Here is a 25337-nt window from a genome sequence, read left to right as displayed (position 1 = left end):
TCGTCGGGGCACGCGAACCGCTGCGCCGGGGCGATCAGTTGCTGGTGAAGCCCAGCTGGAAACCGCCGACGATGCGGGTGAGAAGGTTGTAGATCAGCGATGCGACCGCGCCGAGCGCGGTGCCCACGATGATGTTCAGGATCCCGACCACGACCGAGAATCCGAAGACCTGCGGGAAGCCGAGGAACGTCATGAGGCTGTTCTTGTCGCCCACGACGTCCATGAACAGGGAGTCGACCTTGGCCAGCAGGCCGGTCTGCATCAGCACGAGGTACACGAGCACCGTCGCGACGATCCCGACGATGGCCCAGCAGACCGACACCAGGAAGGAGAACTTCACGGCCGACCAGAAGTCGACGTAGACGAGCTTGAGGCGTACCTGCTTGGACGGCGCTTTCTTGCGGGTCTTACGCGCCAGCTTGTCGGCGACAGTGTTACTCATTCAGGCTTTCCTTGTCTTCTGCGTGCTCCGCAGCATCGGTCTCGGCCGGCTCACCGGCCGCGCTCTCGGCCTCGGCGTCGTCGAGACCGCGCTCCGTGTTTCGCGCGATGCCAATAATACGGTCCCGCTCTGGGAATCTCGCAAAGACGACTCCCATCGTGTTCCGGCCCTTGGCGGGAACCTCGGCGACGTTCGATCGGACGACCTTGCCGCTCGCGAGCACGGCGAGCACTTCGTCGCCCTCGTCCACGATGAAGCCGCCGACCAGATCGCCGCGCGCCTCGTCGAGCTTCGCCACCTTGATGCCGAAGCCGCCGCGGTTCTGGACGCGGTACTCGTCGACCGCAGTGCGCTTGGCGTACCCGCCCTCGGTGACCACGAAGACGTAGCCGCCCTCGGTGATCCGCGAGGCCTGCAGCAGCTGGTCCCCGTCGCGGAAGTTCATGCCGCGCACCCCGCTCGTGGAACGGCCCATGGGGCGGAGCGCCTGGTCGGACGCCGTGAAGCGCACCGACATGCCGTGCTTCGAGATGAGCAGCACGTCGTCGTCGGACTCCGCGATCAGGGCCGAGACGAGCTCGTCCTCGTCGCGGAGCTTGATCGCGATGATGCCGCCCGTGCGGTTCGTGTCGTACTCGGTCAGCGCGGTCTTCTTGACGAGACCGTCGCGGGTCGCGAGCACGAGGAATCGATCCGCTTCGAACTCGCGCAGGTCGAGGATCTGCGTGACCGACTCGTCGGGCGCGAGCGCGAGGAGGTTCGCGAGGTGCTGGCCCTTCGCGTCGCGGCCGCCCTCGGGCACCTCGTACGTCTTCGCGCGGTAGACACGGCCCGTGTTCGTGAAGAACAGCAGCCAGTGGTGCGTCGTGGTGACGAAGAAGTGCTCGACGATGTCGTCGGCGCGGAGCGCAGCGCCCTTGACGCCCTTGCCGCCGCGGTGCTGCGTCCGGTAGTTGTCGATGCGCGTGCGCTTGATGTATCCGCCGCGGGTGACGGTGACGACCATCTCCTCCTCGGGGATCAGGTCCTCCATCGACATCTCGCCGTCGAAGCCGTGCAGGATCGTCGAGCGCCGCTCGTCGCCGTACTTGTCGACGAGCTCGCCGAGCTCGGTGACCACGATGCCGCGCTGCTCGTCGGGCGAGGCCAGGATCCCCTGGTACTCGGCGATCTGCGCTTCGAGCTTGGCCGCGAGCTCCAGGATCTTCTGACGCTCGAGCGCTGCGAGGCGGCGCAGCTGCAGGCCGAGGATCGCGTCCGCCTGGATCTGATCCACGCCGAGCAGCTTCATGAGGCCCTCGCGGGCCTCGTCGACCGTGGGCGAGCGGCGGATCAGGGCGATGACCTCGTCGAGCGCGTCGAGCGCCTTGAGGTAGCCGCGCTGGATGTGGGCCTCCGCCTCGGCCTTCTTGAGGCGGTACTCGGTGCGCCGGACGATGACCTCGATCTGGTGCTTCGCCCAGGCGGTGATGAATCCGTCGAGCGCCAGCGTGCGGGGCACGCCGTCGACGATGGCCAGCATGTTCGCGCCGAAGTTCTCCTGCAGCTGCGTGTGCTTGTACAGGTTGTTCAGCACGACCTTCGCGATCGCGTCGCGCTTGAGCACGATCACGAGGCGCTGGCCGGTGCGGCCGCTCGTCTCGTCGCGGATGTCGGCGATGCCCTGGACCTTGTTCTCCTTGACCAGGTCGGCGATCTTCACCGCGAGGTTGTCGGGGTTGACCTGGTAGGGCAGCTCGGTCACGACGAGGCAGGTGCGTCCCTGGATCTCCTCGATGTTGACCACTGCGCGCATGGTGATGGATCCGCGGCCCGTGCGGTAGGCCTCGCGGATCCCCTTCGTGCCGAGGATCTGCGCGCCGGTCGGGAAGTCGGGGCCCTTGACCCGCGCCATGAGGGCTTCGAGCAGTTCCTCGCGGTTCGCCTCGGGGTGCTCCAGGTGCCAGATCGCGGCTTCGGAGACCTCGCGGAGGTTGTGCGGCGGGATGTTCGTGGCCATGCCGACCGCGATGCCCACGGAGCCGTTGACCAGGAGGTTCGGGAACCGCGCGGTGAGCACGGTGGGCTCCTGGGTGCGGCCGTCGTAGTTGTCCTGGAAGTCGACGGTGTCCTCGTCGATGTCGCGCACCATCTCCATGGCGAGCGGGGACATCTTGGTCTCGGTGTATCGGTGCGCGGCGGCGCCGTCGTTGCCGGGCGAGCCGAAGTTGCCCTGGCCGAGGGCCAGGGGGTAGCGCAGCGACCACGGCTGCACGAGGCGCACGAGCGAGTCGTACACCGCGGTGTCGCCGTGCGGGTGGAACTGGCCCATCACGTCACCGATGACACGGGTGCACTTCGAGAACGCCTTGTCGGGGCGGTAGCCGCCGTCGTACATCGTGTAGATCACGCGGCGGTGCACAGGCTTCAGGCCGTCGCGCACGTCGGGCAGCGCGCGGCCCACGATCACGCTCATGGCGTAGTCGAGGTAGGAGCGCTGCATCTCGAGCTGCAGGTCGACCTGGTCGATGCGTCCGTGGTTCGCCTCGATGGGCTGGCCGTTCTCGTCCAGCTCCACGGTGCTCTCGGCCTCGGTGGCGTCGTCCACGTCGGGGGTCTCGTTCTCAGATGTCAAGGAAACGCACGTCCTTCGCGTTCTGCTGGATGAAACTGCGGCGCGCCTCGACGTCCTCGCCCATCAGGGTGGCGAAGATCTCGTCGGCGGTGGCCGCGTCCTCCATGGTGACCTGCAGCAGGGTGCGGGTCTCGGGGTTCATGGTCGTGTCCCACAGCTCTTCGTGGTTCATCTCGCCGAGGCCCTTGTAGCGCTGCACGCCGCTCTCCTTCACGAGGCGGCGGCCGGCCTGGGATCCGGCGGTGAGGCGCTCGTCGCGCTCGGCGTCGCTGAACACGTACTCGTGCTCGGCGTTCGCCCACTTGATGCGGTAGAGCGGCGGCTGCGCGAGGTAGACGTAGCCGAGGTCGATGAGCGGCCGCATGTAGCGGAACAGTAGCGTCAGCAGCAGCGTCGTGATGTGCTGGCCATCGACGTCGGCGTCGGCCATGAGCACGATCTTGTGGTACCGCGCCTTCTCGGGATCGAACTCCTCGCCGATGCCCGCACCGAATGCGGTGATCATCGCCTGGACCTCGGTGTTGTTCAGCGCGCGGTCGAGTCGGGCCTTCTCCACGTTCAGGATCTTGCCGCGGAGCGGCAGGATCGCCTGCGTGTGGGGGTTGCGACCGGTCTTAGCCGAACCGCCGGCCGAGTCGCCCTCGACGATGAAGATCTCGGAGATCGTCGGGTCCTTGCTGGTGCAGTCCGACAGCTTGCCGGGCATGCCACCGGACTCGAGCAGGCCCTTGCGTCGCGCGGTCTCGCGCGCCTTGCGCGCGGCGAGGCGCGCAGTGGCGGCCTGGATCGCCTTGCGGATGATGTCCTTCGCCGGGCCGGGGTTGCGCTCGAACCAGTCGCCGAGCTGATCGCCGACGACCTTCTGCACGAACGCCTTGGCCTCGGTGTTACCGAGCTTCGTCTTGGTCTGCCCCTCGAACTGGGGCTCCCCCAGCTTGACCGAGATGACCGCGGTCAGGCCCTCGCGCACGTCGTCGCCCGAGAGGTTGTCATCCTTCTCGCGAAGGATGTTCTTCTCGCGCGCGTAGCGGTTGACGAGGGTCGTCAGCGCCGCGCGGAAGCCCTCCTCGTGCGTGCCGCCCTCGTGGGTGTTGATCGTGTTCGCGTAGGTGTGGACGCTCTCGGTGTACGCCGTGGTCCACTGCATCGCGATCTCGGCCGAGATCTTGCGCTCGGTGTCCTCGAGCTCGAACGAGATGATCTCCTCATTCACGAGCTCTGCGCGCTTGGCCGAGTTCAGGTAGTGGACGTAGTCTTCGATGCCCTTCTCGTACAGGAACTCGTCATGCGGCGGAGCCGGCGCGACGAGCTCGCCCTCCTCGTTCTCGACCGGCTCCTGCGGGCGCAGGTCGGTGAGCACGATCTTGAGGCCCTTGTTGAGGAACGCCATCTGCTGGAAGCGGGTGCGCAGCGTCTGGTAGTCGAACTCGACGGTCTCGAAGATCTCGGGGCTGGGCCAGAAGGTGATGGTGGTGCCGGTCTCTTCGGACGGCTCCCCCTGCACCAGGGGTCCGGTCGGCACACTGCCGTCGAACGCCATGTTCCACGTGAAACCCTGACGCTTGACCTCCACCTCGAAGCGCGACGAGAGCGCGTTCACGACGGAGGAGCCGACGCCGTGCAGACCGCCCGAGACGGCGTAGCCGCCACCACCGAACTTACCGCCGGCGTGCAGGACGGTCAGCACGACCTCGACGGTCGACTTGTTCGGGTCCGACGAGTGCGGATCGACCGGGATGCCGCGGCCGTTGTCGATGACGCGAACGCCGCCGTCCTCGAGGATCGTCACGTCGATGGCGTCGCAGTAGCCCGCGAGCGCCTCATCGACCGAGTTGTCGACGATCTCGTACACCAGGTGGTGCAGACCGCGGGGCCCGGTGGATCCGATGTACATGCCCGGGCGCTTGCGCACCGCCTCGAGGCCCTCGAGCACCTGGATCGCTCCGGCACCGTAGTCTTCCGCGGCCGTAGCCTGTTCATCAGTCATGCTGTGAGTCACACTCTCCAAAGATCGCCTCAGGCCGGATTTCCGGCCCGGACACGTTCACACCCCAGCCTATCAATTCGAGGCGCTCAGAACGGTGATTTCGGGCCTTTGGAGCACGGATTCCGGCTGGGATCGTTCCCCCTCCGAAGTGGGCTGATTTTCGCCTGGCTCCCGTCCGCTGCCGCCCCTGTGCCGCATCGCACTCTCTGCCCGGGGCGTCGCAGGCCCTCGATCCGCGTCGCAGTAAGCGCGCTCCGGGCCGGGTGACCGCGGGTTCGAGCCGGCCGGCCCGCTCCCCCGTTTGCCCAACGCGCGAAGTCACTCGGTCCGGGCCGGCCTGCCGAGGCGGCCGAGTCAAGATCATCCGGATTGGCACGATGTTCGTCGGAACCAACGACACCGGCAGATCCGGACCGGATCCCGGTCCGACTTCTGACTGAGGGTCCTCCCTCTGCCACACTCACCGCTCTATCCTGCACGCCGAATCCCGCACGCCCACGCTCACTCCGCGCTTTCCCTACTCGTCGTGCGCGACGCGCGCGCTCGCCCGGCTCACGCGAACCGCTGGCGCGAAATCCGAAGGCGCCGAATAGCTCCGTCCTCTAGAGGTGCGACCCACCCGCCACTCCGGCGTCGGAGCCGGGCACCAGTGCCGAGCGCTCAGAAGTCCGGGGCTGGATGCACTCGAGCCCGAATCCCCAGGGGAATCGAAAGGAATACTCGCCTCGAAGCACGAAGGCTCGGATGTCCGAACTGGGGCGCGAGACCCACTCCCGCCGCCAGGCATCAGCGAGGCTCCGAGAGGCCGCGACGAAGGACGGCCCGACATTTCGGCGAGAAGCGGAAAAGCCTCGCGCTCCGAGGAGTCCCACCCGTACCCTCCCGCACCAGCGGGGTACCGCTCGGTCGTATGGCTCGGCCAGCGGGATCCGAACATTCCTCCTCCCGCACCGCGCGCACGGGATCTCGGGCCTCCCCGGTACCGGCAGCGGACTCAAGATGGGAGCCAGGACTCCCGCTCGCCGAACTAGATGGCTTCCTCTTCGCAGAGGAGGACACGCCTCAACAGAAGCGAAGCCGCGAAGTGGCCCGGTCTCATGATCCGAACACGAGACCACTCACGGCTCCAGCCCGCCCGGCACGAAGCATCGATCGCAGGAACTCAATCCCCCGAGCACCTTCCGTTTCACCGCTTTGGCCTCGTTTCACGTGAAACGAGGCCAAAATGGGGCACTTTCCGGCGTGATCCTTCGGTGGAGAAACACCTGGTTAGGGGCAATATACACAGTCCTACGATCAAGAATCCTTGTCTCAGAGCGATCCTGCGGTCGGCCTATCCGTAAGTATCCCGCGGCCCGCGCCCCTGAACCGTCCTGGGGCCGTGTCGCCAGCTGGGTGCGCCCGGCGCGAGGAAGCGGAGATCGCGAATCTCAGAATCCGGGAACTCGCGCAGGAGCCGGGTCAGGATCTCGGATCTCAGTCGGCGGAGCTCGGTCGCCCACGCAGTCGAGTCGCACTGCAGGAGGAGTACTCCGTCGCGGACCCCGACTACCTCGGTGTGGTCCGAGGTCGGCTGCCCGACGAACTCCGCCCACTCCGTGATGACACGAGCCTGCTCAAGGTCTGCACTCCAACCCATGTCCGTCGCGGCTTTCGCGAGAATGTCACCGAGCATCCTCGGATCACGACCGGATCCGAACGGCGTGCGCCCCTCCCCCTCGGTCGAATCCGAGCCGAGCCGACGGCGCCGATACGGAACACCCTTCCACACCGACTTCGCGCGCAGATACGCGCTGCTGGCGAAGTCGGAATGCTCGGGCTTCATTGCTCAGCGCTCCGGAGCGAGACCGTGCCGCGCTCGACGCCAATGCGATGCCAAGCGATTCCCTCGGGGATGTCCTCCTCGACCGCGGCTGTCACAATCACCTGCTCGAAGCTCTGGACCGCCGACATCAACTTCGACCGCCGCCGCGTGTCGAGCTCTGCGAACACATCGTCCAACAGAATGACAGGATCGCCGCCCGCAGACTCACCGCGCAGGAGCACCGCCATCCCTAAGCGAAGCGCGAGCGCGAATGACCAGGATTCTCCGTGGCTCGCATAGCCCTTTACCGGAAGGCCGTTCAACTCCAGCACGAGATCGTCCCGGTGCGGACCGACCAGCGTAACGCCGCGGTCGAGCTCCTGTGCCCGCACCGCTTGCAGCGCCCCCCGGAATTCGGCCGCAATCGTTTCACGTGAAACGCCGGAGAGGGGTTCAATGGTCGCGGTTTCACGTGAAACGCTCCCCTCGCCCGAGGCCGGCACCTCGGCGAGTCCCGTTTCACGTGAAACACCCTCACGCTCACATGCCGCTGCGACGCTCTCCGCCAGAGACAATCGCGGCCGGTGATCCTGGTCGACCAGCGTTTCGTATCCAGCCCGAAGCGGCTCCTCGAGTGCTCGGAGCAACTCGTGCCGCGCCAGCATGATCCTCGACCCGTGCTCGACCAGCTGCGCATCCCAAACGTCCAGCGTTGCTTCGACGGCGCTTCGCGCACCCTTGCGAGCGGACTTGAGCAGCGAAGTACGCTGCCTGACGACGCGTTCATAGTCAGACAGCGTTCCTGAGAGCGCCGGTGATCGAGCTACGACGGCCTCATCGAGAAAGCGGCGCCGTCCTGATGGATCTCCACGAACGATTCCGAGGTCTTCCGGGGCGAACAAGACGGTGGAGAACCACCGGGTCAGCTCACGAGGACGAACCGCATTGCGATTCACCTGCGCCCGATTCGGACGATCCCGATTGATCTGTGCTTCGAGCAGCACATCTCGGCCGCCCGACTCCACCCGCATGCGAAGAATCGCGGACTCCTGACCCGCGCGGATGAGTGCCGTATCGCCGGTGACCCGATGGGACTTCAAGGTAGCGAAATAGGCGATCGCTTCGGCGAGGTTGGTCTTGCCCTGCCCGTTGCGTCCGACCAGCAGGTTGGGTCCTGCCGCGAACGGCACCTCCGCCGTCGCGTAATTGCGAAAATCGGCGAGAGACAGATGCGCGACCCGCATCGGCCCTCCTTAGCGGAGCAGCAGGTTCGGCTGCAGCAGGTAGCGGAAGCTCTGCTCGTCGGCGTCGTCCTTGCTCCGCTGGCTCGTGATGAGCACGGGGCCCGGCTTTCCCGGGTTGTCGGTGCGGGTGAAGCCGACGCGAGCGAACTCCGCATGGGTGGAGCGCAGGCCGTCGAGCAGGAACTGCGGCTTGAGCGAGACGATCATCTCGTCGCCGACGAGGTGCGCGTCGACCACCTCGACCGCCTGCGCGGTCTCGGAGCCCGCGGCCTCCAGGGTGACCTGGCCCTCAACGAAGGAGAACCTCAGTGCGGCCTCGCGCTCAAGCACCAGGCCGACGCGGCCGACGGCCTCGACCAGATCGCTGGTGTTGACGACCGCGTAATTATCGATGCCATCAGGGAAAAGGCGTCCGACCGGCGGGTAATTGCCCTTGATCAACAGGGAGGTAACCGTCTTGTTTCCGCCGGTGAACGCAACGAGCTCGCGCTCGCCATCCTTGATGATCGAGACCTGAACCTGGCCGGCGTTCGAGAAGGTCTTGCCGACCTCGGTGACCACCTTCGAGGGCACGAGCGCGGTCAGGTCGCCGGATCCATCCTGCGCCTCCCAGTCGATCCGACGGGTCGCCACTCGGTACCGGTCGGTCGCCGTCAGCGTGAGGGCGTTCTCGCTGACCTCGAACTGCACGCCGGTGATGACCGGGGTCACATCGTCCTTCGAGGCTGCAAGTGAGACCTGTGCAATGGCCTCAGCGAAGACGTCCGCGGGAACGATGCCCGAGACCGAATCGATCTTCGGAATCTGCGGGTACTCCTCGACCGGCATCGCAGGAAGGCTGAAGGACGCCGAGCCGCATCGCACCTGCACGCGGCTCTCGACGAGTGACACCTCGACATCGGCGTGCGGAAGGCGCTGGGCGATCTCGCCGAGCAGTCGGCCCGAGACGAGAGCCCGGCCGGCGTCTGCGACCTGCGCGGTGACCGACGTACGCGAAGACACCTCGTAGTCGAAGGAGGACAGCGTCACCGCATCGCCGGAGGCCTCGAGGAGCACACCGCTCAGCAGCGGCTGCGTCGGCCGCTGCGGGAGCAGCTTCGCTGCGAACGAGACGGCCTCGCTGAACACGTCACGGTTGACGGTGAAACGCATGAGGCGACTCCTCGTGATGGTGGGACGAATGCCAAGTTCCGGGCCTGACAATCCTTGCACATTCGGATCGGCGGAGCATCACGGATCCTGTCATTCAGCAGCGGAGAACCCCGGAACGGTGCGGCTGACGCTCGGTTGAGCAGATTTTCGAGTCCGGCCGGGCCGGCAGGCGGAACGCGTGATCGAGATTCCCTGTAAGAGAGATGGAACTGTTAACGGTGTTAACGCCTGTGGATGCTGTGGATAACTTGCTATTCGCTAAGCCCTGTAAGCAAACTACACGGTTGTGACTTGTGAGTGGGGCGTGGATCGATGGGGTTCCGCGGAATCACGCCGAAGTGTTAACACTCCCGGCATTCCACAGGCCACCCGGATCCATGCACAGACTCGCCCGAGTTCTCCCCAGTTACCCACAACCCGGTGGAAAGCTGTGGATAACTCGGGCGATCCGGGACGTTAACGCCTGGTGGGGTAAGGGCTGGGGAGAACCGGCTTGCGTGTTCCGGGCGCACGCTTCGCCGACGCCCGACGCAGCGAGCGGAGCCCTCACCGGCCCGTCGCCGATCGGCACCGAGCCGCGGGACGCGGGTCAGCGCGCCTGCTTCACCCGGGCGGTGATCTCCATGACCTGGTTGTAGACCGCGCGGCGCTCCTTGAGCAGCTGGGCGATCTTCTTGTGCGCGTACATCACCGTCGTGTGATCCCGGCCGCCGAAGAGCTGACCGATCTTGGGGAGCGAAAGCGGAGTCAGCTCCCGGCACAGGTACATCGCGATCTGGCGGGCGAGCGCGATCTGCTGCGCGCGGGACTGCCCGTAGAGGTCGTCGACCGACAGGTCGAAGTAGTCCGCGGTGCGGTTGATGATGTCGGAGGGCTGCACCTCATTGTCGTCGTCGAGCGAGATCAGATCCTTCAGGACCGTCTGCACGAGGCTCATGTCGATGCGCTGCTGGTTGAGGCTCGCGAACGCCGTCACTCGGATCAGCGTGCCTTCGAGTTCGCGGATGTTCGAGGAGAACTTGGTCGCGATGAACTCGAGGATCTCGTCCTCGATCACGAGCTGCTCGCGCTGCGCCTTCTTGCGCAGGATCGCGATGCGGGTCTCGAGGTCGGGTACCTGGATGTCGGTGAGCAGACCCCACTCGAAGCGCGAGAGCATGCGCTCCTCGAAGCCGCGGAGCTGCTTGGGCTGCACATCGCTCGTGATCACGACCTGCTTGTTGTGGTCGTGCAGCGTGTTGAAGGTGTGGAAGAAGGCTTCCTGGGTCTCGGCCTTGCCCTCGAGGAACTGGATGTCGTCGACGAGCAGCAGATCGACGCTGCGGTAGCGCTGGTGGAACGCCGCGCCCTCATTGTTGGCGATCGAATTGATGAAGTCGTTGGTGAAGTCCTCGGAACTGACGTAGCGCACGCGGACATCCGGGAACAGCTCGCGGGTGTAGTGCCCGATCGCGTGGAGCAGGTGAGTCTTGCCCAGGCCCGAGTCGCCGTAGATGAAGAGCGGGTTGTAGGCACGGGCCGGAGCTTCGGCGACGGCGACGGAGGCCGCGTGGGCGAAGCGGTTCGACTGGCCGATGACGAAGGTGTCGAAGCGGTACTTCTCGTTCAGCCGGCTGTCTTCGACCTCGCGCCGACCGTGGCGGGGCGAGGGCTCGTGCAGGGGCCGGACCGGTTCGGACGGCGCGGTGGGCTGCTCGTCGACGGGTGCGCCCGCATCGGCGGATTGCTCAGCCTCGGTCTCCTGCTCCGCCGTGCCGACGCTGTGGTCGACCTGCAGGGTCGGATCGACGAGCACGATGAAGTTCTCGATGCCGGTCGCGTCGGGGGTCTTGGCGATCGCCGACATGATGGCCGGCCGCAGTTCGTGATCGAGCAGCCGCTGGGTGAAGTCGTACTGGACCGCGAGGTACAGCGACCCCGCTCCGACCCCGCGGGGTACCGCGAGGCCGAGCTGGCCGATCAGGGAGCGGGCCACCATCGGGTCGTCAGCCACCGCGCGGGTGATCTGCGCCCAAACTCCCTGTACCTCGTCCTCTGTCACTGGGATCCGTCCGAAAAGTTGTGAGTCTGTGCTGGGCGTTATCCCCAGATTATCCACAAGTAGAAGGGCGGAAAAACGGCGAGATTCTGTCAGATTGATCCGCCCGGGAGAACACCTGCGCCCACGTTAGTCACAGATCTGTCCACAGGCAAGTCGAACCGGCGGAGTCGTGGAAACCGTGCGGTTCGGGGTGTCCTCGTCGCGCGTTCGCGCGTGTTCCGGGAGGATCGCTTTGACTGCGGGCCCGAGTGCGCGTAAAGTTAACACCTTGTATGGGCGCCAGTGTGCGCTGCGGAGCTCGCGAAGCGTTCTCCGCGGGTGCCGCGCGCCCCATCGAGTCCGAACTTCTTCGTCGCCGAGAGCGGCGGAGAGCACTGCCAAAAGTCACGGAGTCTTCTTATGAGCAAGCGTACCTTCCAGCCCAACAACCGCCGCCGCGCCAAGGTGCACGGCTTCCGCGCCCGCATGCGCACCCGTGCCGGCCGCGCCATCGTCGCAGCGCGCCGCGGCAAGGGCCGCTCGAAGCTCACGGCCTAGTCCACACGCATCCCGGTTCGATCGTGCCCGCGCGGCAGCATCGCGTCACCCGGGGTGACGACTACCGGCGCATCGTGCGAACCGGAAACCGCGTGGGTGGTGCAACATGCATCGCCCACGCGGTTTTGCATGTGCGCGAGGCCGACGCTCCGGATCAGCCTGCCCGGTTCGGCTTCATCGTCTCCAAGGCGGTGGGCAACGCCGTCACCCGGAACCTGGTCCGGCGCCGGTTGAAGTTCCTCGTCGAACGGGGGCTGCACGCCGGGTTCGAGGGAGCGGACATCGTGTTCCGCGCTCTGCCGGCCAGTGCTGAGGCCGGATTCGAGGGTCTTGAACGCGATGTGACTCGGGCACTGGGCAAGGTGGAGCGCATGCTCGCCGAGCGCGATGCACCGCAGGATCCGTCCCCGGAACCGGGAAGGCGATCGTGATCCCCGCTCCGGTGCTGGAGCTCTGGCTCCTCCCCCGCAACGCGGCGATCACCGTGATGCGGATCTACCGCCGGCTCATCTCCCCGCTCTACGGGCAGGTATGCCGGTATCACCCCAGCTGTTCCCGGTACGCTCTGGAAGCGTTCCAACAGCGCGGCTTCGTCACCGGCGTCGCGCTCACCGCCTGGCGCCTCCTGCGGTGCAATCCCTTCACCCCCGGAGGGATCGACGACGTCCCGCCGAAGCGGCGTCCTCGATTCGTCACGAACTCCAGCGGATTCGTCCGCCCCACGTACCGAAAGGCCTGAATCCCAGTGGACTTCATCGAAACACTGCTCTGGCCGCTGCGCTGGCTCGTCGAGCTGGTGCTGGCGGTCTGGCACCAGATCTTCACCTTCTTCGGCCTGAACCCGGCGTCCGGCCTGACCTGGGTGCTCTCGATCATCGGCCTCGTGCTCGTGGTGCGTTCGGCGCTGATCCCGATCACGGTGCGGCAGATCAAGTCGCAGCGCCGCATGATGGATCTCGCGCCCGAGATGAAGAAGATCCAGGCGAAGTACAAGGGCAAGACGGATCAGTTCTCGCGCGAGGCGATGAGCCGCGAGACGATGGCGCTCTACAAGAAGCACGGGACCAACCCGTTCTCCTCCTGCCTGCCGATCCTGATCCAGATGCCGGTCTTCTTCTCGCTGTTCTACGTGCTGCGCCACGCGGCCGAGAACAAGACGGGCATCGGCTTCATGAACCAGGAGCTGACGCACAACTTCAACGCCGCCGAGCTCTTCGGTGCTCCGCTGAAGATGACCTTCACGCAGGGCTGGGCCGAGCAGAACTGGGTCATCATCATCCTGCTCGGCGTGATCATGGTGCTCATGATCGCCTCGCAGTTCTTCACCCAGCTGCAGATCATGTCGAAGAACGTTTCGGACGAGACGAAGAACTCGCCGATGTACCGCCAGCAGAAGATCCTGCTCTACATCATCCCCTTCGCCTTCATCTTCTCGGGCGTGACCTTCCCGCTCGCGCTCAACATCTACTGGTTCACCTCGAACCTGTGGACCATGGGCCAGCAGTACATCGTCATCAAGAACATGCCGACCCCCGGCAGCGAAGCGTGGCGCCAGCGCCAGGCCCGACTCAAGGCCAAGGGCAAGCTGACCGAGGAGGAGGCCGCCGAGATCGAGCGCATCGAGGGCTCCGCCGAACCGCAGGGCCAGCGTCAGCAGCCGATGAGCGCCAAGCGCGCCAAGAAGAAGAAGTAGGCAGGAGCGGATCATGACCGAAAGCAACGGCGCCGTGGTGACGAACGAAGACCCCACCCTCGAGGAGCTCGAGGCGGAGGGTGATCTCGCCGCGGACTACATCGAGGGCTTCCTCGACATCGCGGACCTCGACGGGGATCTCGACATCTCGGTCGCGAGCGGTCGCGCGTACGTCTCGGTGACCGGTGGCGGCGAGGACCTCGACCGCCTCGCGATGCCCGACACCGTGCAGGCGCTGCAGGATCTGACCCGCCTCGCGGTGCAGGGCGGCACCGGCCGCTTCTCGCGGCTCATCCTCGACATCGGCGGCTCGCGCGACGCGCGCGCCGCCGAACTCGGACGCCTCGTCGATGCGGCGGTGGCGCAGCTCGCCGCCGGCCGCACCGAGGTCGAGCTCGAGCCCATGTCGTCGTACGAGCGCAAGCTCGTGCACGACATCGTCGCCGAGCGCGGCTACCACTCCGAGTCGCGCGGCGAGGGCCGCGACCGTCGTCTCGTCATCTCGCAGGCATAAGGGGTTTCACGTGAAACGCGGCACCCCGATCGAAGCGGTCGACGCCTCCGAGCCCGTCGATGCCGGGCCGGCCGTTCCGGTGGAGCCGGAACCGGCATCGACGGCGCAGATCGCGGGCGACCGGATCGAGGTGCTGCGCGCCTTCACCGCGGATCTCGCGGAGCGCGGCGAACCCCTCGGGCTCATCGGGCCCCTTGAGCCCCCGCGGCTCTGGACCCGGCACGTGCTCAACAGCGCGATCCTGGCGCCGCTCATCGCCTCCGGTGCCCGGGTGGCCGACATCGGCACCGGCGGCGGGATGCCCGGGCTGGTGCTCGCGATCGTCCGGCCCGACGCGCGGTTCCTGCTGATCGAGCCCATGGAGCGCCGCTGCGCGTGGCTGACCGAGCAGATCGAACGGCTCGGGCTCGAGAACGTCGAGGTCCGGCGCGGCCGCGCGGAGGAATACCACGACGCCTTCGAAGTCGATCAGGTCACCGCTCGCGCGGTCACCGCGCTGCGCACCCTCGTCCCGATCACCGCTCCCCTGCTGCGCGACGGCGGCGAGATGCTGTTCCTCAAGGGCGCCTCCGTCGAGGCCGAGATCCGGGCCGCCGAGAAGGTTCTGCGCAAGCACCGCGTGACCGGCGTCTCGGTCGAGGAGCTCGGCGAGGGTTTGCTCGCCGAAACGACTCGGGTCTTCCGGGCTACAGTAGAACGTGGCTCGCGGGCGGAGTGAGCGGGCCGGCTCCTCCGCCGACGATTCGATGACGCACGAGGATGCCATGACTGCAACGAACAACACCCCGGTGGGCGACCACCTGGTGGACAAGATCAGGCGTCGACGCAAACTCGAGAGGACCAAGTCTCCGTTGCCCACTGAGCCGCGCATCATCACCGTCTCCAATCAGAAGGGCGGGGTGGGCAAGACCACCACGACCGTCAACCTCGCCTCGGCGCTCGCGCGCCGCGGGGCCAATGTGCTGGTCATCGACCTCGATCCCCAGGGCAACGCGTCCACCGCGCTCGGGGTTCCGCACCAGTCCGAGATCACCAGCGTCTACGAGGTGCTGCTCGGAGACAGCGAGATCGAAGAGGCGATCCAGCCGACCACCGACAACGAGAACCTGTTCTGCGTGCCGTCGACCATCAACCTCGCCGGCGCGGAGATCGAACTCGTCTCGCTCGTCGCCCGCGAGCAGCGGCTCCGCAGCGCCGTCGTCTCGTTCCTCGAGCGATCCGAGCGCGAATTCCACTACGTGTTCATCGACTGCCCGCCATCGCTCGGCCTCCTCACGGTCAACGCGTTCGTCGCGGCGCAGGAGGTGCTGATCCCGATCCAGTGCGAGTACTACGCGCTGGAGGGCTTGAGCCAGCTGCTCGGCAATATCCAGCTGATCCAGAAGCACCTCAACCCGACCCTGAACGTCTCGACGATCCTGCTCACGATGTTCGATGCCCGCACCAACCTGGCGCACGAGGTCGCAGCGGAGGTGCGCGAGCACTTCCCCACCCAGACCCTCGGCGTCGCGGTGCCGCGCTCGGTGCGCATCTCGGAGGCGCCCAGCTACGGTCAGACCGTGCTCGCCTACGACCCGGCCTCCATCGGAGCGCTCGCCTACCTCGAGGCCGCGGCCGAGATGGCCGAGCGCGGGGCCCCCGCAGTCAACACCAGCAACGAAGGAGCCTGATGGCTACGAAGAAGCGCAGCGGTCTCGGACGCGGGATCGGAGCCCTGATCCCCCAGTCGACGACCGAGGGCGATCGTCCCGTCGACGTGTTCTTCCCCGCTCGCACCGTGACCGAGGCTCCGGCGAACGACACCGAGCTCGACGAGGCCTGGGACGGCGCCGATTCCGGTTCCGACGCTCCGTCCGCGGAGTCCGATTCCGTGGACGCGACGGCGGCCAAGCCGCGCACGCGCGCCAAGGCGAAGACGGCGAGCACCCCGGCCGAGCCGGAGCCCGAGCTGCAGGCGGTGCCCGGCGCGACGCTCACGCGCCTCGCGGTGGAGGACATCGTCCCCAACCACGTGCAGCCGCGCACCGAGTTCGACGAGCAGGCGCTCGAGGAGCTCACGCACAGCGTGCGCGAGTTCGGCGTGTTCCAGCCGATCGTCGTGCGCGCGATCGAGCCCGCTCCCGTCGAGGGGCCGAAGTACGAGCTCATCATGGGCGAGCGTCGCCTCCGCGCCTCGAAGCGCGCGGGGCTCGACAGTATCCCCGCGATCGTGCGCACCACCGCCGACGAGCATATGCTGCGCGACGCACTGCTCGAGAACCTGCACCGGGCCCAGCTCAACCCGCTCGAAGAAGCGTCGGCCTACCAGCAGCTGCTCGCGGACTTCGGCATCACGCAGGAGCAGCTCGCCGAGCGCATCGGCCGCTCCCGCCCCCAGATCTCCAACACGATCCGCCTGCTCAAGCTGCCCGAGCCGGTGCAGGCCCGGGTCGCGGCCGGTGTGCTGACCGCGGGGCACGCTCGCGCGATCCTCTCGCTCGACGGGGACGCGGACGCGATGCTCCGTCTCGCCGACAAGATCGTGAACGAAGGGCTCTCGGTGCGCGCCGCCGAGGCCGTCGCCTCGGAGGAGCCGAAGCGCAAGACGCCGAAGCCGCGGGCGGGCGGGCGTCAGGGGCAGTTGGAGGAGATCGCGGATCGTCTGGGCGACCGTCTCGACACTCGCGTCTCGGTGAAGCTGGGGGCTAAGAAGGGCCAGATCATCATCGACTTCGCGACGATTCAGGACCTGAAGCGGATCCTCGCCGAGATCGACGATCCCGGATTCGGGTAGGCCTCGGCCACGTACCCGCTGTGAGCCCGGTGAATGCCGGGCTCAGCCCGGCATGATTGACTGGCGGCATGTCTGAAGAGCAGCGCATCGTCTCCGCAGTCGGCTCCACCAAGGCCCCGTCCGAGGTGCTGTTCGAACTGATCGCCGATCCGGCCCAGCAGCCCCGCTGGGACGGCAACGACAACCTCTCCGAGGCCGCCCCCGGCCAGCGCGTCCACGCGGTCGACGACGTCTTCCGCATGACCCTGACCAAGAACGCCGCCGTGCGCGTCAATCGCATCGTGGAGTTCGAGGAGGGCCGCCGCATCGCGTGGAAGCCGGCCCCCGAAGGGGAGGCCGAGCCGGGCCACCTGTGGCGCTGGGAGCTCTCCCCCGTCGAGGGCGGCACGCTCGTGCGCCACACCTACGACTGGACCGAGCTGGAGGATCCGAAGCGGCAGGAGCGCGCACGCGCGACCACCGCGGCGAACCTGCAGGCGTCGATCGATCGGCTGACCGCGCTCGCCGAAACCGAGGCGGCCGAGCGCAGCGCGAGCTGAGCGGACCGCCGCGGCGAAGCGTCGCGACCAACGCGTGAGGGCCCGGATCTGAGATGGATCCGGGCCCTCACGCGTTCGGGGATCAAACGGCTCAGATGATGCCGTTCAGGTGCTCCTCGATCATCGGCTTCGGCATGGCGCCGATGATCTCGCGCACCTCCTCGCCCGCCTTGAACACCTTCATCGCGGGGATGGAGGTGATGCGGTACTGGGCCGCGAGGCCCGGGTTCTCGTCGACGTTCACCTTGACGATGCGGATCTTGCCCGCGTGCTCCTCGGCGATCTGATCGAGCACGGGCGCGACGGCGCGGCAGGGGCCGCACCATTCCGCCCAGAAATCGACGAGCACCGGGGTGTCGCTCTTCAGGACCTCATCGGTGAAGGTGGACTCGGTGACTGCGAGTGCCTGGGACATGCTGACTCCTTCGTTTCTGTGAGTGTTCGGAGCGCTCAGGATTCGAGCGCGGCGAGGTAGTGCTCGGCATCGAGGGCGGCGACCGTGCCCGACGCGGCGGCGGTGATCGCCTGGCGGTAGCTGGGATCGATCACGTCGCCCGCCGCGAAGACGCCGGGGATCCCGGTCTTCGAGCTGCGGCCCTCCACTGCGATAGTGCCGTCCTCGGTGAGTTCCAGCTGGCCGTGCACGAGGTGCACGCGGGGGTCGTTGCCGATGGCGATGAACAGGCCCTCGATCGGCAGCTCCTGCTCGGAGCCGTCGACGGTGCTGCGCAGCGTCAGGCCGGTGACCTCGGTCTCGCCGTGGATCGCCGCGACCTCGCTGTTCCAGATGAACTCGATCTTCTCGTTGTCGAAGGCGCGCTGCTGCATGATCTTCGACGCCTTGAGCTCCTCGCGGCGGTGGACCACGTAGACCTTCGACGCGAAGCGCGTGAGGAACGTGGCCTCCTCCATCGCCGAGTCGCCGCCGCCGATGACGGCGATCGTCTTCTCGCGGAAGAAGAACCCGTCGCAGGTGGCGCACCACGAGACACCGTGGCCCGAGAGGCGCTCCTCGTCGGCGAGGCCCAGCTTGCGGTAGGCCGAGCCGGTGGCGAAGATGACCGACTGCGCCTCGTACACGGAGCCGTCGCCCGTGCTGATCCGCTTCACATCGCCCGCGAGCTCGACCGCGGTCACGTCGTCGTACACGACCTTGGTGCCGAAGCGCTCGGCCTGCGCCTGCATCTTCTCCATCAGCTCGGGGCCCTGGATCCCCTCGGGGAAGCCCGGGAAGTTCTCGACCTCGGTGGTGTTCATCAGTTCGCCACCTGGTTCGACCGAGCTCGCGATGAGCACGGGCTCGAGGCCGGCGCGCGCGGCGTAGATGGCCGCGGTGAAGCCGGCGGGGCCGGAGCCGATGATGATGATCTGGTGCATGACACTCCTAGGGGTGTGGACGGCCCTGATCCGTCGGGTTCTCCGACTCCGGGTCAGGGTTCAGGGGGTGAAACTCTTCGGGGGCCTCGGATATTCCGGGTCGCCTGCGGCGGCGGACGCTGCGCCAGATGCCGAAGCCGAGCAGGAGAGCGGCGAGGCCGCCGAGCACGCTCAGGGCGACTGTCTCGACGACGCTCCGGATGGTGAGCGGCAGCGTGCCGGTGAACGCCACCTCGGTGCTGCCGACGGGCGAGATGTCGACGATGAGACCGGACTCCCCCGACGAGATGCGGCTGTCGACCGGGACGAGCATGGTGCGACCGCTGTTCGCGGGGATCTCGACGCGCGGGAAGGACCGGGTCGGCACCGAGATGCCGGCCGAAGCCGGGGACGCGGCGACGGTGACGACCGCGTCGAACGGCAGGTCGTTGCGCAGCAGCACGGGCACCCGCGTGGAGGCGCCCACCAGCTGGGTGTGGTCGTTGCGGATCGCGGAGACGCCGTTCAGCAGCTTCGCGTCGCGCGCCCGGTAGTCGGAGGCCGTCTTCGCGAAGTCCGCCTCCGGCGAAGCCCCCGAGGTCGAGAGCAGGGCGAGCAGACGCACCCGCTGGTACTCGCCGAGGCTCTCGGGACGTGCCAGCAGCGGAGCGAGGTCGGTCACGGCGGACTCGCGGGCGATGGCGTCCTTCAGCAGGTCGAGGCGATCCTGCGACGGCTTCAGAGGGCGCAGCGTCGCCGTGCCGGTGGCCTGCGCGGTCTCGCGCACCGGCGAGACCCAGGAGAGCGTGTCGAGCACCTCGAACACCTCTTCGGGGTGATCGTCGTCGGCCATGGTGCGCCGGTCGAGCGCGAGCACGGTGCCGCCCGCGGTGCCGTCGGGTACTGCGAGGAGGGCGAGGCGGGCGGTGGCTTCCGCGGTGTCGGCGCCCCGTTCGGCCTCGGTGGTCGCCGCGAGACCGCCGCGCACCGAGGCGCTCAGCCGCGCATCCGCCACGAGCGCCTGCATCCCGTCGACGCGGGCCGCGGAACCGCCCGTCAGCGAGACGTTGGACGAGTCGAGCACGACGGACTCGGTGCCGCTGTGCTGCAGCAGCGCGAGCGTCGAGGCGTCCGCCTGGCCGTCGGCGGGCCAGGCCCGGGCGGCGCCGTTCGGCCAAGCGACGAGCTCGTCGAGCGTGGGAGCGGCAGCGGGGTCAGCGGACGGCGTGGTGCCGCTGCTGCCCTGATCCTGGCCGGCGGAGTCCTCGGTACCGGTGCCCGTGCCCGCCGCCGAGGCGGTGGCGGTGTAATAGTCGAGCCCGTTGGGCTCGAGCAGGCGATCCGATCCGAGAGCAGCCTGCGCGGCCGGGTCGGCGTCGGCGAACTGGAGCAGGAACTGCGGGAGCGTCGACGCCTCGAGGCGGGCGAGCAGATCGCGCGCGGACTGGGGAGCCTGGGATCCGAGGCCGCGGATCGCGGCGATGAGCCGGGGGTCGATCGCGAGGGTGGACTGATGCCGCTCGGCAGCGTCGAGCAGGGGCGTGAGCCGGGCGGCCGCGTCGCCGAGCTGGCCGCGGGTGGGCATGCCCGTGACCGCGCTGGGCAGGAGGAACGGGACGATCACCGTGAGCGCGGTGCGGTGCTTCGCCGCGACCCCGCGCCAGACGACGGGGGCGCTCGCGTCGAGGCGATCCGCGAGCGATCCGCCCGATGCGGCCGAAGGATCCAGGGGGGACGCGGGGGGCGACGACGAAGGCGGGACGCTGTTCCCGGTCGCGTCGGGGGTGAACGAGGCGTGTACGGCGAAGACGCCGGGGACCTGACCCAGCAGGATCGCGAGATCGGACCGGCGCACCGTCGCCGAGACGGTCTGCTCGTTGCCCGCACTCGTCGGATCGATGCGCTGGGTCGCGAGTACCGAGCCGGGAACCGCCTCGGCCTGAGCGGTCCCGCTGCCCTTCGGTGGCGCGAGGCCGTCGGCCAGCGCGCCGGCCGACGCGATCCGCTTCGGATCGATCCGAAGCTCGAGACTGCCCGCAGGCAGATCCCGTTGCGTCGCGTTGCGGACGAGCACCTGGAACACCACCGACGCGGCGTCGTCGCGGATGACCGCTTCCGCGGGCGCGACCACGAGCTCCGGCTTCGCGGCCGGCGTCGGATCGCCCGTCGAGTCCGAGCCGCCGTCGGCGTGCGCCGACGCGCCCGTCGGACCGCCGAGCGGGAGGCCCGGGACGGGGCCGCCGATCAGCGCGATCGTCACCCCGAGCACTGCGGCGCTCGCGCGGACGACCCGCGCGAGCGCGCCGGATCGGGGGCGCGTTCGACGGCGCGCGGCGGGCGGGCAGGGCATGCGCCCAGTGTAGAGTCTCGGGCTCGTGAGCGGCCTGAGGCGCGGGCCGCACAGCCGCACTCGGTACCCTGGAACCATGCGTCCCCTTGCCGATTCCATGGCCGACCTGCGCGCGATCGCCGACTCGCGGCCCGTCCGCGAGCTCGCCGAGGCGTTCGCCGCTGCGGGGCACGAGTTCGCGATCGTCGGCGGGCCCGTGCGCGACGCCCTGCTCGGACGCTCGGTCACCGACCTCGACTTCACCACCTCGGCCCGTCCCGAGCAGACGCAGCGGATCCTCGACGACCTCGGCACGCAGACCTGGGACGTCGGCCGGGACTTCGGAACCATCGCCGCGAAGGTCCACGGCGAGACGGTCGAGATCACGACCTACCGTGCGGAGGTCTACCGCGACGACTCGCGCAAGCCCGAGGTCAGCTACGGCGACACGATCGAGGGCGACCTCGTGCGGCGCGACTTCACGATCAACGCGCTCGCGCTCATGCTCCCCGAGCTGCGCCTCGTCGACGTCTCGGGCGGCGTCGAGGACCTGCTCGCCGGACGCATCTCCACGCCGGGCTCCGCCGAGGCGTCGTTCACCGACGACCCGCTGCGCATGCTGCGCGCCGCGCGCTTCGCGTCCCAGCTCGGATTCGACGTCGCGTCCGAGACGCGCGAGGCGATGGTCGAGTTCGCGGAGCGGCTCGACATCATCTCGGCCGAGCGGATCCGCGACGAACTGGTGAAGCTGCTCTCGGCCGCGGACCCGGCACCCGGCCTCCGGCTGCTGGTCGACACGGGCCTCGCCGAGCGATTCCTGCCCGAGCTGACCGCGCTCGTCGCCACTCAGGACGATCACGGGCGCCACAAGGACGTCTACGAGCACAGCCTGACCGTGCTGCAGCAGGCGATCGCGCTCGAGGGCGAGCGCCACCCGGGCGAGGCCCCGGACGCGGTGCTGCGCCTCGCCGCGCTGCTGCACGACATCGGCAAGCCGGCCACTCGCCGCTTCGAGCGCGGCGGTGTGACCTTCCACCACCACGACATCGTCGGGGCGAAGCTCGTCAAGAAGCGGCTGCGTGCGCTCCGCTTCGACAACAGCACGGTCAAGCGGGTGGCCCGGCTGGTGGAGCTGCACCTGCGGTTCTTCGGCTACAGCGACCAGCAGTGGACCGACTCGGCAGTGCGCCGCTACGTGCGCGACGCCGGCGAGGAGCTCGAGCGCCTGCACATCCTCACCCGCGCCGATGTGACCACGCGTAACCGGCGCAAGGCGGAGCGCCTGGAGCATGCCTACGACGACATCGAGCGCCGCATCGACGAGCTGGCCGAGGCCGAGGAGCTCGCCGCCGTGCGCCCCGAGCTCGACGGCGAGCGGATCATGGCCGTGCTCGGCGTGCCGCCCGGCCCGCTCGTCGGGCGCGCATACAAGTATCTGCTCGAGGTACGCCTCGACGAGGGCCCCATCGGGCCCGAGGCCGCCGAGGAGCGCCTGAGGGAATGGGCCGCGAAGGAGCTCGCATGAACACGGATTCGCACGACTGGTTCGACGGGGCGGCGCGCGTCATGTTCGTCCACGCGCACCCCGACGACGAGACGATCACGACCGGCGGCACCCTCGCGGGGCTCGCCGAGGCGGGGCGCGAGCCCCTGCTCGTCACGCTCACCCGCGGTGAGCGCGGCGAGGTGACGCCCGGGCCGTTCGCGGCGCTCGCGGGGACCGACGGGCTCGCCCCGCACCGGCAGCAGGAGCTGGCGGCGGCGCTCGCGTTCCTCGGGGTGCAGCGGCACGCGTTCCTCGGGGTGCCCCCGGCCCGCGCCGACGATCTCTCCCCCACCATCTACGAGGACTCGGGCATGGCCTGGGGTCCGGATGGTCGCGCGATCGCCGCGGGCGACGCGAGCCGCGATGCGCTGACCAGCGTGCCGGCGGTCGAGGCGCTGAACGATCTGCTCGCCGCGGCCTATCAGGCGGGCGCATCCGCGATCGTGAGCTACGACGACGACGGGGGCTACGGCCACCCGGACCACGTGCTGACGCACCGGCTGTCCCGAGCGGTCGCGCAGGCGCTCGGCCTGCCATTCTGGGCGATCACCGCCGACGCCGACGAGGAGCAGGTCGAGGCGCACGACGTCTCGGACTGGATGGAGCGCAAGGTCGCCGCGCTGCGCGCCCACGGCACGCAGCTGACGGTCGACGGCGACGACATCGTGCACGTCGGCGGCCAGCGGGAGCCGATCGCGCGGATCGAGCGTTTCCGACGGGTCCCGCACGTGCCCCTCGAGGGCTGACCCCGGGTATTCCATCCGCGCGTTCCCGCGCCGGGTATCGTGAGGCGCAAGCGATTCGCAGCGAACGGAGCCGCCATGTCCGATCAGCAGTTCTCCGGGGCACCGGACCCGCAGAGCGGCACCCCGGCGGGCCCCGCGCCTGCGGACGCGCCCCGCTACGCGCCTCCCCCGCGGTACGCGCCGCCGCAGTACGCCGCCCCGCAGGTCGCACCGGCCGCCTCCCCCTACGGACCGCCTCCCTCCGCCGTCCGCCGGCTGCCCGTCGGCGCCTGGATCGGGATCGGCGCGGGCGCGCTCGCGCTCCTGCTGGTGATCGCCCTCGGGGTGTTCCTCGTCGCCGGGGTGCTCGGTGCGCAGCCGCGATCGTCGACGGCGGGATCCTCGTCCTCCCCCGCGCCGAGCGAGACCGCTCCGTCCGACGGCGGCGCGGGATCCGGGAACTCGCTCGACACCCGGATCGACTTCGCTGCGGGCCCCTTCTGGTCGATGACGATCGACTCCGCCAACGGCTGGACGGCCGAGATCGTCGATCAGCAGGGGGTCAACCGGATCCGCAACGAGCGGACGAGCTGCGTGCTCATGACCTTCCAGGGCTCTGGGGATCCGAAGGCGTCGATGGAGAGCGACCGGGCCGCCACGGACGACACCATCGAGGCTGCTCTGAAGATCGGGCTGCCGTGGACCGGCGCTATCGGGAGTCCGGAGGTGCAGCCGGACAGCACGGTCTCCGTGCCGTTGGACGGCGGCGGCAGCGTCGAGATGCTGCGGCTCACGAGCCGGTACCGGACGGCCGACGGCGAACGGGAGCGCACGATCCTGCTGCGCGCGTTCACCCCCGCGAACAGCGCGCTGATGGCGCAGGTCGATTGCCCGAGCTGGGCGGCGCGGACCTTCGGGGATCCGGCGCTCGCGGGGCTTTCGATCACCGAGCGGTGAGGCCTGCGCGAAATCGTTCGAACTGATAGGCTGTGACGGTTGTCTGTGCGCGTCGCGATCCGCGCTGCCCACGGACACAATGCACAAACACCCTCCTGTCACAGAAATCCTGTGGCCGTGAAGTCCGAAGGAGGTGGGTCAGTAATGCATCCGTACGAACTGATGGTGATCCTCGATCCCGGTATCGACGAGCGCACCGTGGCCCCCAGCATGGACAAGTTCCTCGGGGTCATCCGCAACGCGGGCGGCGAGATCGAGAACGTCGACATCTGGGGCAAGCGCCGTCTCGCCTACGAGATCAAGAAGCAGTCCGAGGGCATCTACGTCGTGGTGAACTTCACCGCTACGCCCGAGGCCACGAACGAGCTGGATCGTCAGCTGGGCCTCAGCGAGGCCGTGCTGCGCACCAAGGTCCTCCGCGCCGACGAGCTCATCGCTCAGCGTGCCGCTCAGTCGAAGCGCGACCAGGCCAAGGCCGCTCGCGCCGCGAAGCAGGGCGCATAAGCCATGGCCGGCGAGCCGCTGATCACCGTCGTCGGGAACCTGGTTGCCGACCCCGAACCGCGCGTCAGCCAGGCCGGTAAGTCCTGGGTGACGTTCCGGATCGCCTCGACGCCGCGCGTGCGCGACCGTCAGTCGGGCGACTGGTCGGACGGCGAGGCGCTGTTCCTCGGTTGCCGCGCCTTCGGCGAGTACGCGGACAACATCGCCGCGTCGCTCACCAAGGGCACGCGAGTGATCGTCCAGGGCCGTCTCACCCAGCGCAGCTACACCGACAACCAGGGGCAGCAGCGCACCTCGCTCGACCTCGAGGTCGAAGAGGTCGGCCCCACGCTCCGCTGGGCCTCGACCCAGGTGACCCGCGGTCAGTCGCGCGGTCAGGGCGGCGGCTTCGGCGGCGGACAGCCCGCCGGGCAGCCCGGTTGGGGTCAGTCGGCCGCTCCGGCGCCGGCCCAGCGCGGCGGGGACAACCCGTGGGCGAACTCGGGCAACGGCGGTCAGAGCGGGTCGGCAGGCGACTTCGGCTCCGGCTTCGACGACGAGCAGCCCTTCTAACAGGGCTCGGACGTTCGCCCTCGGGCGA

The 25337-nt window shown here is 68.3% G+C and carries 24 protein-coding genes; 14 read left to right on the top strand and 10 right to left on the bottom strand.

Going from position 1 to position 25337, the window contains the following annotated elements; all coding sequences use genetic code 11:
• Window positions 1–34 precede the first annotated feature (34 nt).
• From BMH31_RS06990 to dnaA, 7 genes are all read right to left on the bottom strand, one after another.
• Window positions 35–442: a DUF3566 domain-containing protein gene (locus BMH31_RS06990; RefSeq protein WP_046454958.1), complete on the bottom strand. Its 408-nt coding sequence runs from the start codon at window positions 440–442 to the stop codon at window positions 35–37.
• Window positions 435–2999, bottom strand: coding sequence for a DNA gyrase subunit A (gyrA, locus tag BMH31_RS06985; RefSeq protein ID WP_099724741.1), 2565 nt, complete (start codon window positions 2997–2999; stop codon window positions 435–437). Before gyrA ends, BMH31_RS06990 begins: the two co-directional genes overlap by 8 nt.
• 46 nt (window positions 3000–3045) lie before the next feature.
• On the bottom strand, window positions 3046–5043 hold the full coding sequence (gene gyrB, locus BMH31_RS06980) for a DNA topoisomerase (ATP-hydrolyzing) subunit B (protein WP_099724557.1): 1998 nt from the start codon (window positions 5041–5043) through the stop codon (window positions 3046–3048).
• A 1333-nt stretch (window positions 5044–6376) separates the two neighbouring features.
• The gene (locus BMH31_RS15720) at window positions 6377–6718 is read right to left on the bottom strand and encodes a DciA family protein (RefSeq protein WP_255350837.1); all 342 of its coding nucleotides are present in this window, start codon (window positions 6716–6718) and stop codon (window positions 6377–6379) included.
• Window positions 6719–6864: 146 nt separating this feature from the next.
• Window positions 6865–8091: a DNA replication/repair protein RecF gene (gene recF, locus BMH31_RS06970; protein WP_099724555.1), complete on the bottom strand. Its 1227-nt coding sequence runs from the start codon at window positions 8089–8091 to the stop codon at window positions 6865–6867.
• Window positions 8092–8100: 9 nt separating this feature from the next.
• Window positions 8101–9243, bottom strand: coding sequence for a DNA polymerase III subunit beta (gene dnaN / locus BMH31_RS06965; RefSeq protein ID WP_099724554.1), 1143 nt, complete (start codon window positions 9241–9243; stop codon window positions 8101–8103).
• 589 nt (window positions 9244–9832) lie between these two features.
• Complete coding sequence (gene dnaA / locus BMH31_RS06960; RefSeq protein ID WP_241898211.1) at window positions 9833–11236, bottom strand: chromosomal replication initiator protein DnaA; 1404 nt, start codon at window positions 11234–11236, stop codon at window positions 9833–9835.
• Window positions 11237–11683: 447 nt separating this feature from the next.
• On the opposite strand from dnaA, the gene rpmH reads away from it, so the two are divergent.
• The 9 genes from rpmH (at window position 11684) to BMH31_RS06910 (ending at window position 17340) form a co-directional block, all read left to right on the top strand.
• On the top strand, window positions 11684–11821 hold the full coding sequence (gene rpmH, locus BMH31_RS06955) for a 50S ribosomal protein L34 (protein WP_010155609.1): 138 nt from the start codon (window positions 11684–11686) through the stop codon (window positions 11819–11821).
• A gap of 23 nt (window positions 11822–11844) precedes the next feature.
• Window positions 11845–12252: a ribonuclease P protein component gene (rnpA, locus tag BMH31_RS06950; protein ID WP_099724552.1), complete on the top strand. Its 408-nt coding sequence runs from the start codon at window positions 11845–11847 to the stop codon at window positions 12250–12252.
• Window positions 12249–12560: a membrane protein insertion efficiency factor YidD gene (gene yidD / locus BMH31_RS06945; protein WP_256382376.1), complete on the top strand. Its 312-nt coding sequence runs from the start codon at window positions 12249–12251 to the stop codon at window positions 12558–12560. The genes rnpA and yidD overlap by 4 nt, the downstream gene beginning before the upstream one ends.
• A 6-nt stretch (window positions 12561–12566) precedes the next feature.
• The gene (gene yidC, locus BMH31_RS06940) at window positions 12567–13514 is read left to right on the top strand and encodes a membrane protein insertase YidC (protein WP_099724551.1); all 948 of its coding nucleotides are present in this window, start codon (window positions 12567–12569) and stop codon (window positions 13512–13514) included.
• A gap of 13 nt (window positions 13515–13527) precedes the next feature.
• Complete coding sequence (locus BMH31_RS06935; RefSeq protein WP_046454965.1) at window positions 13528–14028, top strand: R3H domain-containing nucleic acid-binding protein; 501 nt, start codon at window positions 13528–13530, stop codon at window positions 14026–14028.
• 79 nt (window positions 14029–14107) lie between these two features.
• Window positions 14108–14746, top strand: coding sequence for a 16S rRNA (guanine(527)-N(7))-methyltransferase RsmG (gene rsmG, locus BMH31_RS06930; RefSeq protein WP_199068394.1), 639 nt, complete (start codon window positions 14108–14110; stop codon window positions 14744–14746).
• 46 nt (window positions 14747–14792) lie between these two features.
• Window positions 14793–15698, top strand: coding sequence for an AAA family ATPase (locus BMH31_RS06925; RefSeq protein ID WP_199068374.1), 906 nt, complete (start codon window positions 14793–14795; stop codon window positions 15696–15698).
• Window positions 15698–16801: a ParB/RepB/Spo0J family partition protein gene (locus tag BMH31_RS06915; RefSeq protein ID WP_168187905.1), complete on the top strand. Its 1104-nt coding sequence runs from the start codon at window positions 15698–15700 to the stop codon at window positions 16799–16801. Before BMH31_RS06925 ends, BMH31_RS06915 begins: the two co-directional genes overlap by 1 nt.
• Window positions 16802–16869: 68 nt before the next feature.
• A complete protein-coding gene (locus tag BMH31_RS06910; protein WP_099724549.1) occupies window positions 16870–17340 on the top strand; it encodes an SRPBCC domain-containing protein in 471 nt (156 codons plus the stop codon).
• 91 nt (window positions 17341–17431) lie between these two features.
• Here BMH31_RS06910 and trxA read toward each other — a convergent pair whose 3' ends face one another.
• The 3 genes from trxA to BMH31_RS06895 are packed head-to-tail and all read right to left on the bottom strand — an operon-like array spanning window position 17432 to window position 21046.
• Entirely contained in the window at window positions 17432–17755 is a 324-nt protein-coding gene (gene trxA / locus BMH31_RS06905) for a thioredoxin (protein ID WP_099724548.1), read from the bottom strand.
• 35 nt (window positions 17756–17790) lie between these two features.
• Window positions 17791–18717 (bottom strand): thioredoxin-disulfide reductase, encoded by a 927-nt coding sequence (gene trxB / locus BMH31_RS06900; RefSeq protein WP_099724547.1) that lies wholly within the window; start codon window positions 18715–18717, stop codon window positions 17791–17793.
• Window positions 18718–18724: 7 nt separating this feature from the next.
• Window positions 18725–21046, bottom strand: a complete 2322-nt coding sequence (locus tag BMH31_RS06895; RefSeq protein ID WP_099724546.1) for a DUF6049 family protein — start codon at window positions 21044–21046, stop codon at window positions 18725–18727.
• 76 nt (window positions 21047–21122) lie between these two features.
• Here BMH31_RS06895 and BMH31_RS06890 point away from each other — a divergent pair, with 76 nt between their 5' ends.
• The 5 genes from BMH31_RS06890 to ssb all read left to right on the top strand — a co-directional run bounded on the left by BMH31_RS06890 (window position 21123) and on the right by ssb (window position 25309).
• A complete protein-coding gene (locus BMH31_RS06890) occupies window positions 21123–22550 on the top strand; it encodes a CCA tRNA nucleotidyltransferase (RefSeq protein WP_099724545.1) in 1428 nt (475 codons plus the stop codon).
• Entirely contained in the window at window positions 22547–23317 is a 771-nt protein-coding gene (locus tag BMH31_RS06885) for a PIG-L family deacetylase (RefSeq protein WP_099724544.1), read from the top strand. Before BMH31_RS06890 ends, BMH31_RS06885 begins: the two co-directional genes overlap by 4 nt.
• Before the next feature lie 75 nt (window positions 23318–23392).
• Window positions 23393–24253: a hypothetical protein gene (locus tag BMH31_RS06880; protein WP_099724543.1), complete on the top strand. Its 861-nt coding sequence runs from the start codon at window positions 23393–23395 to the stop codon at window positions 24251–24253.
• Window positions 24254–24397: 144 nt separating this feature from the next.
• Entirely contained in the window at window positions 24398–24757 is a 360-nt protein-coding gene (gene rpsF, locus BMH31_RS06875; RefSeq protein WP_046454975.1) for a 30S ribosomal protein S6, read from the top strand.
• Window positions 24758–24760: 3 nt separating this feature from the next.
• Window positions 24761–25309: a single-stranded DNA-binding protein gene (gene ssb / locus BMH31_RS06870; protein ID WP_099724542.1), complete on the top strand. Its 549-nt coding sequence runs from the start codon at window positions 24761–24763 to the stop codon at window positions 25307–25309.
• The last annotated feature ends 28 nt before the right edge of the window (window positions 25310–25337 follow it).

Source organism: Leucobacter sp. OLIS6, from assembly GCF_002752355.1.
In the GTDB taxonomy this organism is placed as follows: domain Bacteria; phylum Actinomycetota; class Actinomycetes; order Actinomycetales; family Microbacteriaceae; genus Leucobacter.
Note: the sequence above shows the minus strand (reverse complement) of the source record. Positions and strands in the feature narration are given on the sequence as shown.

Coding starts and splice junctions, on each gene's coding strand:
- recF (WP_099724555.1), bottom strand. CDS start 8,091: ATGCGGGTCGCGCATCTGTCTCTCGCCGATTTTCGCAATTACGCGACG.
- trxA (WP_099724548.1), bottom strand. CDS start 17,755: ATGTCCCAGGCACTCGCAGTCACCGAGTCCACCTTCACCGATGAGGTC.
- rpsF (WP_046454975.1), top strand. CDS start 24,398: ATGCATCCGTACGAACTGATGGTGATCCTCGATCCCGGTATCGACGAG.
- BMH31_RS06935 (WP_046454965.1), top strand. CDS start 13,528: ATGACCGAAAGCAACGGCGCCGTGGTGACGAACGAAGACCCCACCCTC.
- BMH31_RS06880 (WP_099724543.1), top strand. CDS start 23,393: ATGTCCGATCAGCAGTTCTCCGGGGCACCGGACCCGCAGAGCGGCACC.
- rpmH (WP_010155609.1), top strand. CDS start 11,684: ATGAGCAAGCGTACCTTCCAGCCCAACAACCGCCGCCGCGCCAAGGTG.
- BMH31_RS06895 (WP_099724546.1), bottom strand. CDS start 21,046: ATGCCCTGCCCGCCCGCCGCGCGCCGTCGAACGCGCCCCCGATCCGGC.
- BMH31_RS06990 (WP_046454958.1), bottom strand. CDS start 442: ATGAGTAACACTGTCGCCGACAAGCTGGCGCGTAAGACCCGCAAGAAA.
- dnaN (WP_099724554.1), bottom strand. CDS start 9,243: ATGCGTTTCACCGTCAACCGTGACGTGTTCAGCGAGGCCGTCTCGTTC.
- BMH31_RS15720 (WP_255350837.1), bottom strand. CDS start 6,718: ATGCTCGGTGACATTCTCGCGAAAGCCGCGACGGACATGGGTTGGAGT.
- BMH31_RS06890 (WP_099724545.1), top strand. CDS start 21,123: ATGCGTCCCCTTGCCGATTCCATGGCCGACCTGCGCGCGATCGCCGAC.
- BMH31_RS06885 (WP_099724544.1), top strand. CDS start 22,547: ATGAACACGGATTCGCACGACTGGTTCGACGGGGCGGCGCGCGTCATG.
- trxB (WP_099724547.1), bottom strand. CDS start 18,717: ATGCACCAGATCATCATCATCGGCTCCGGCCCCGCCGGCTTCACCGCG.
- BMH31_RS06925 (WP_199068374.1), top strand. CDS start 14,793: ATGACTGCAACGAACAACACCCCGGTGGGCGACCACCTGGTGGACAAG.
- BMH31_RS06915 (WP_168187905.1), top strand. CDS start 15,698: ATGGCTACGAAGAAGCGCAGCGGTCTCGGACGCGGGATCGGAGCCCTG.
- BMH31_RS06910 (WP_099724549.1), top strand. CDS start 16,870: ATGTCTGAAGAGCAGCGCATCGTCTCCGCAGTCGGCTCCACCAAGGCC.
- ssb (WP_099724542.1), top strand. CDS start 24,761: ATGGCCGGCGAGCCGCTGATCACCGTCGTCGGGAACCTGGTTGCCGAC.
- gyrB (WP_099724557.1), bottom strand. CDS start 5,043: ATGACTGATGAACAGGCTACGGCCGCGGAAGACTACGGTGCCGGAGCG.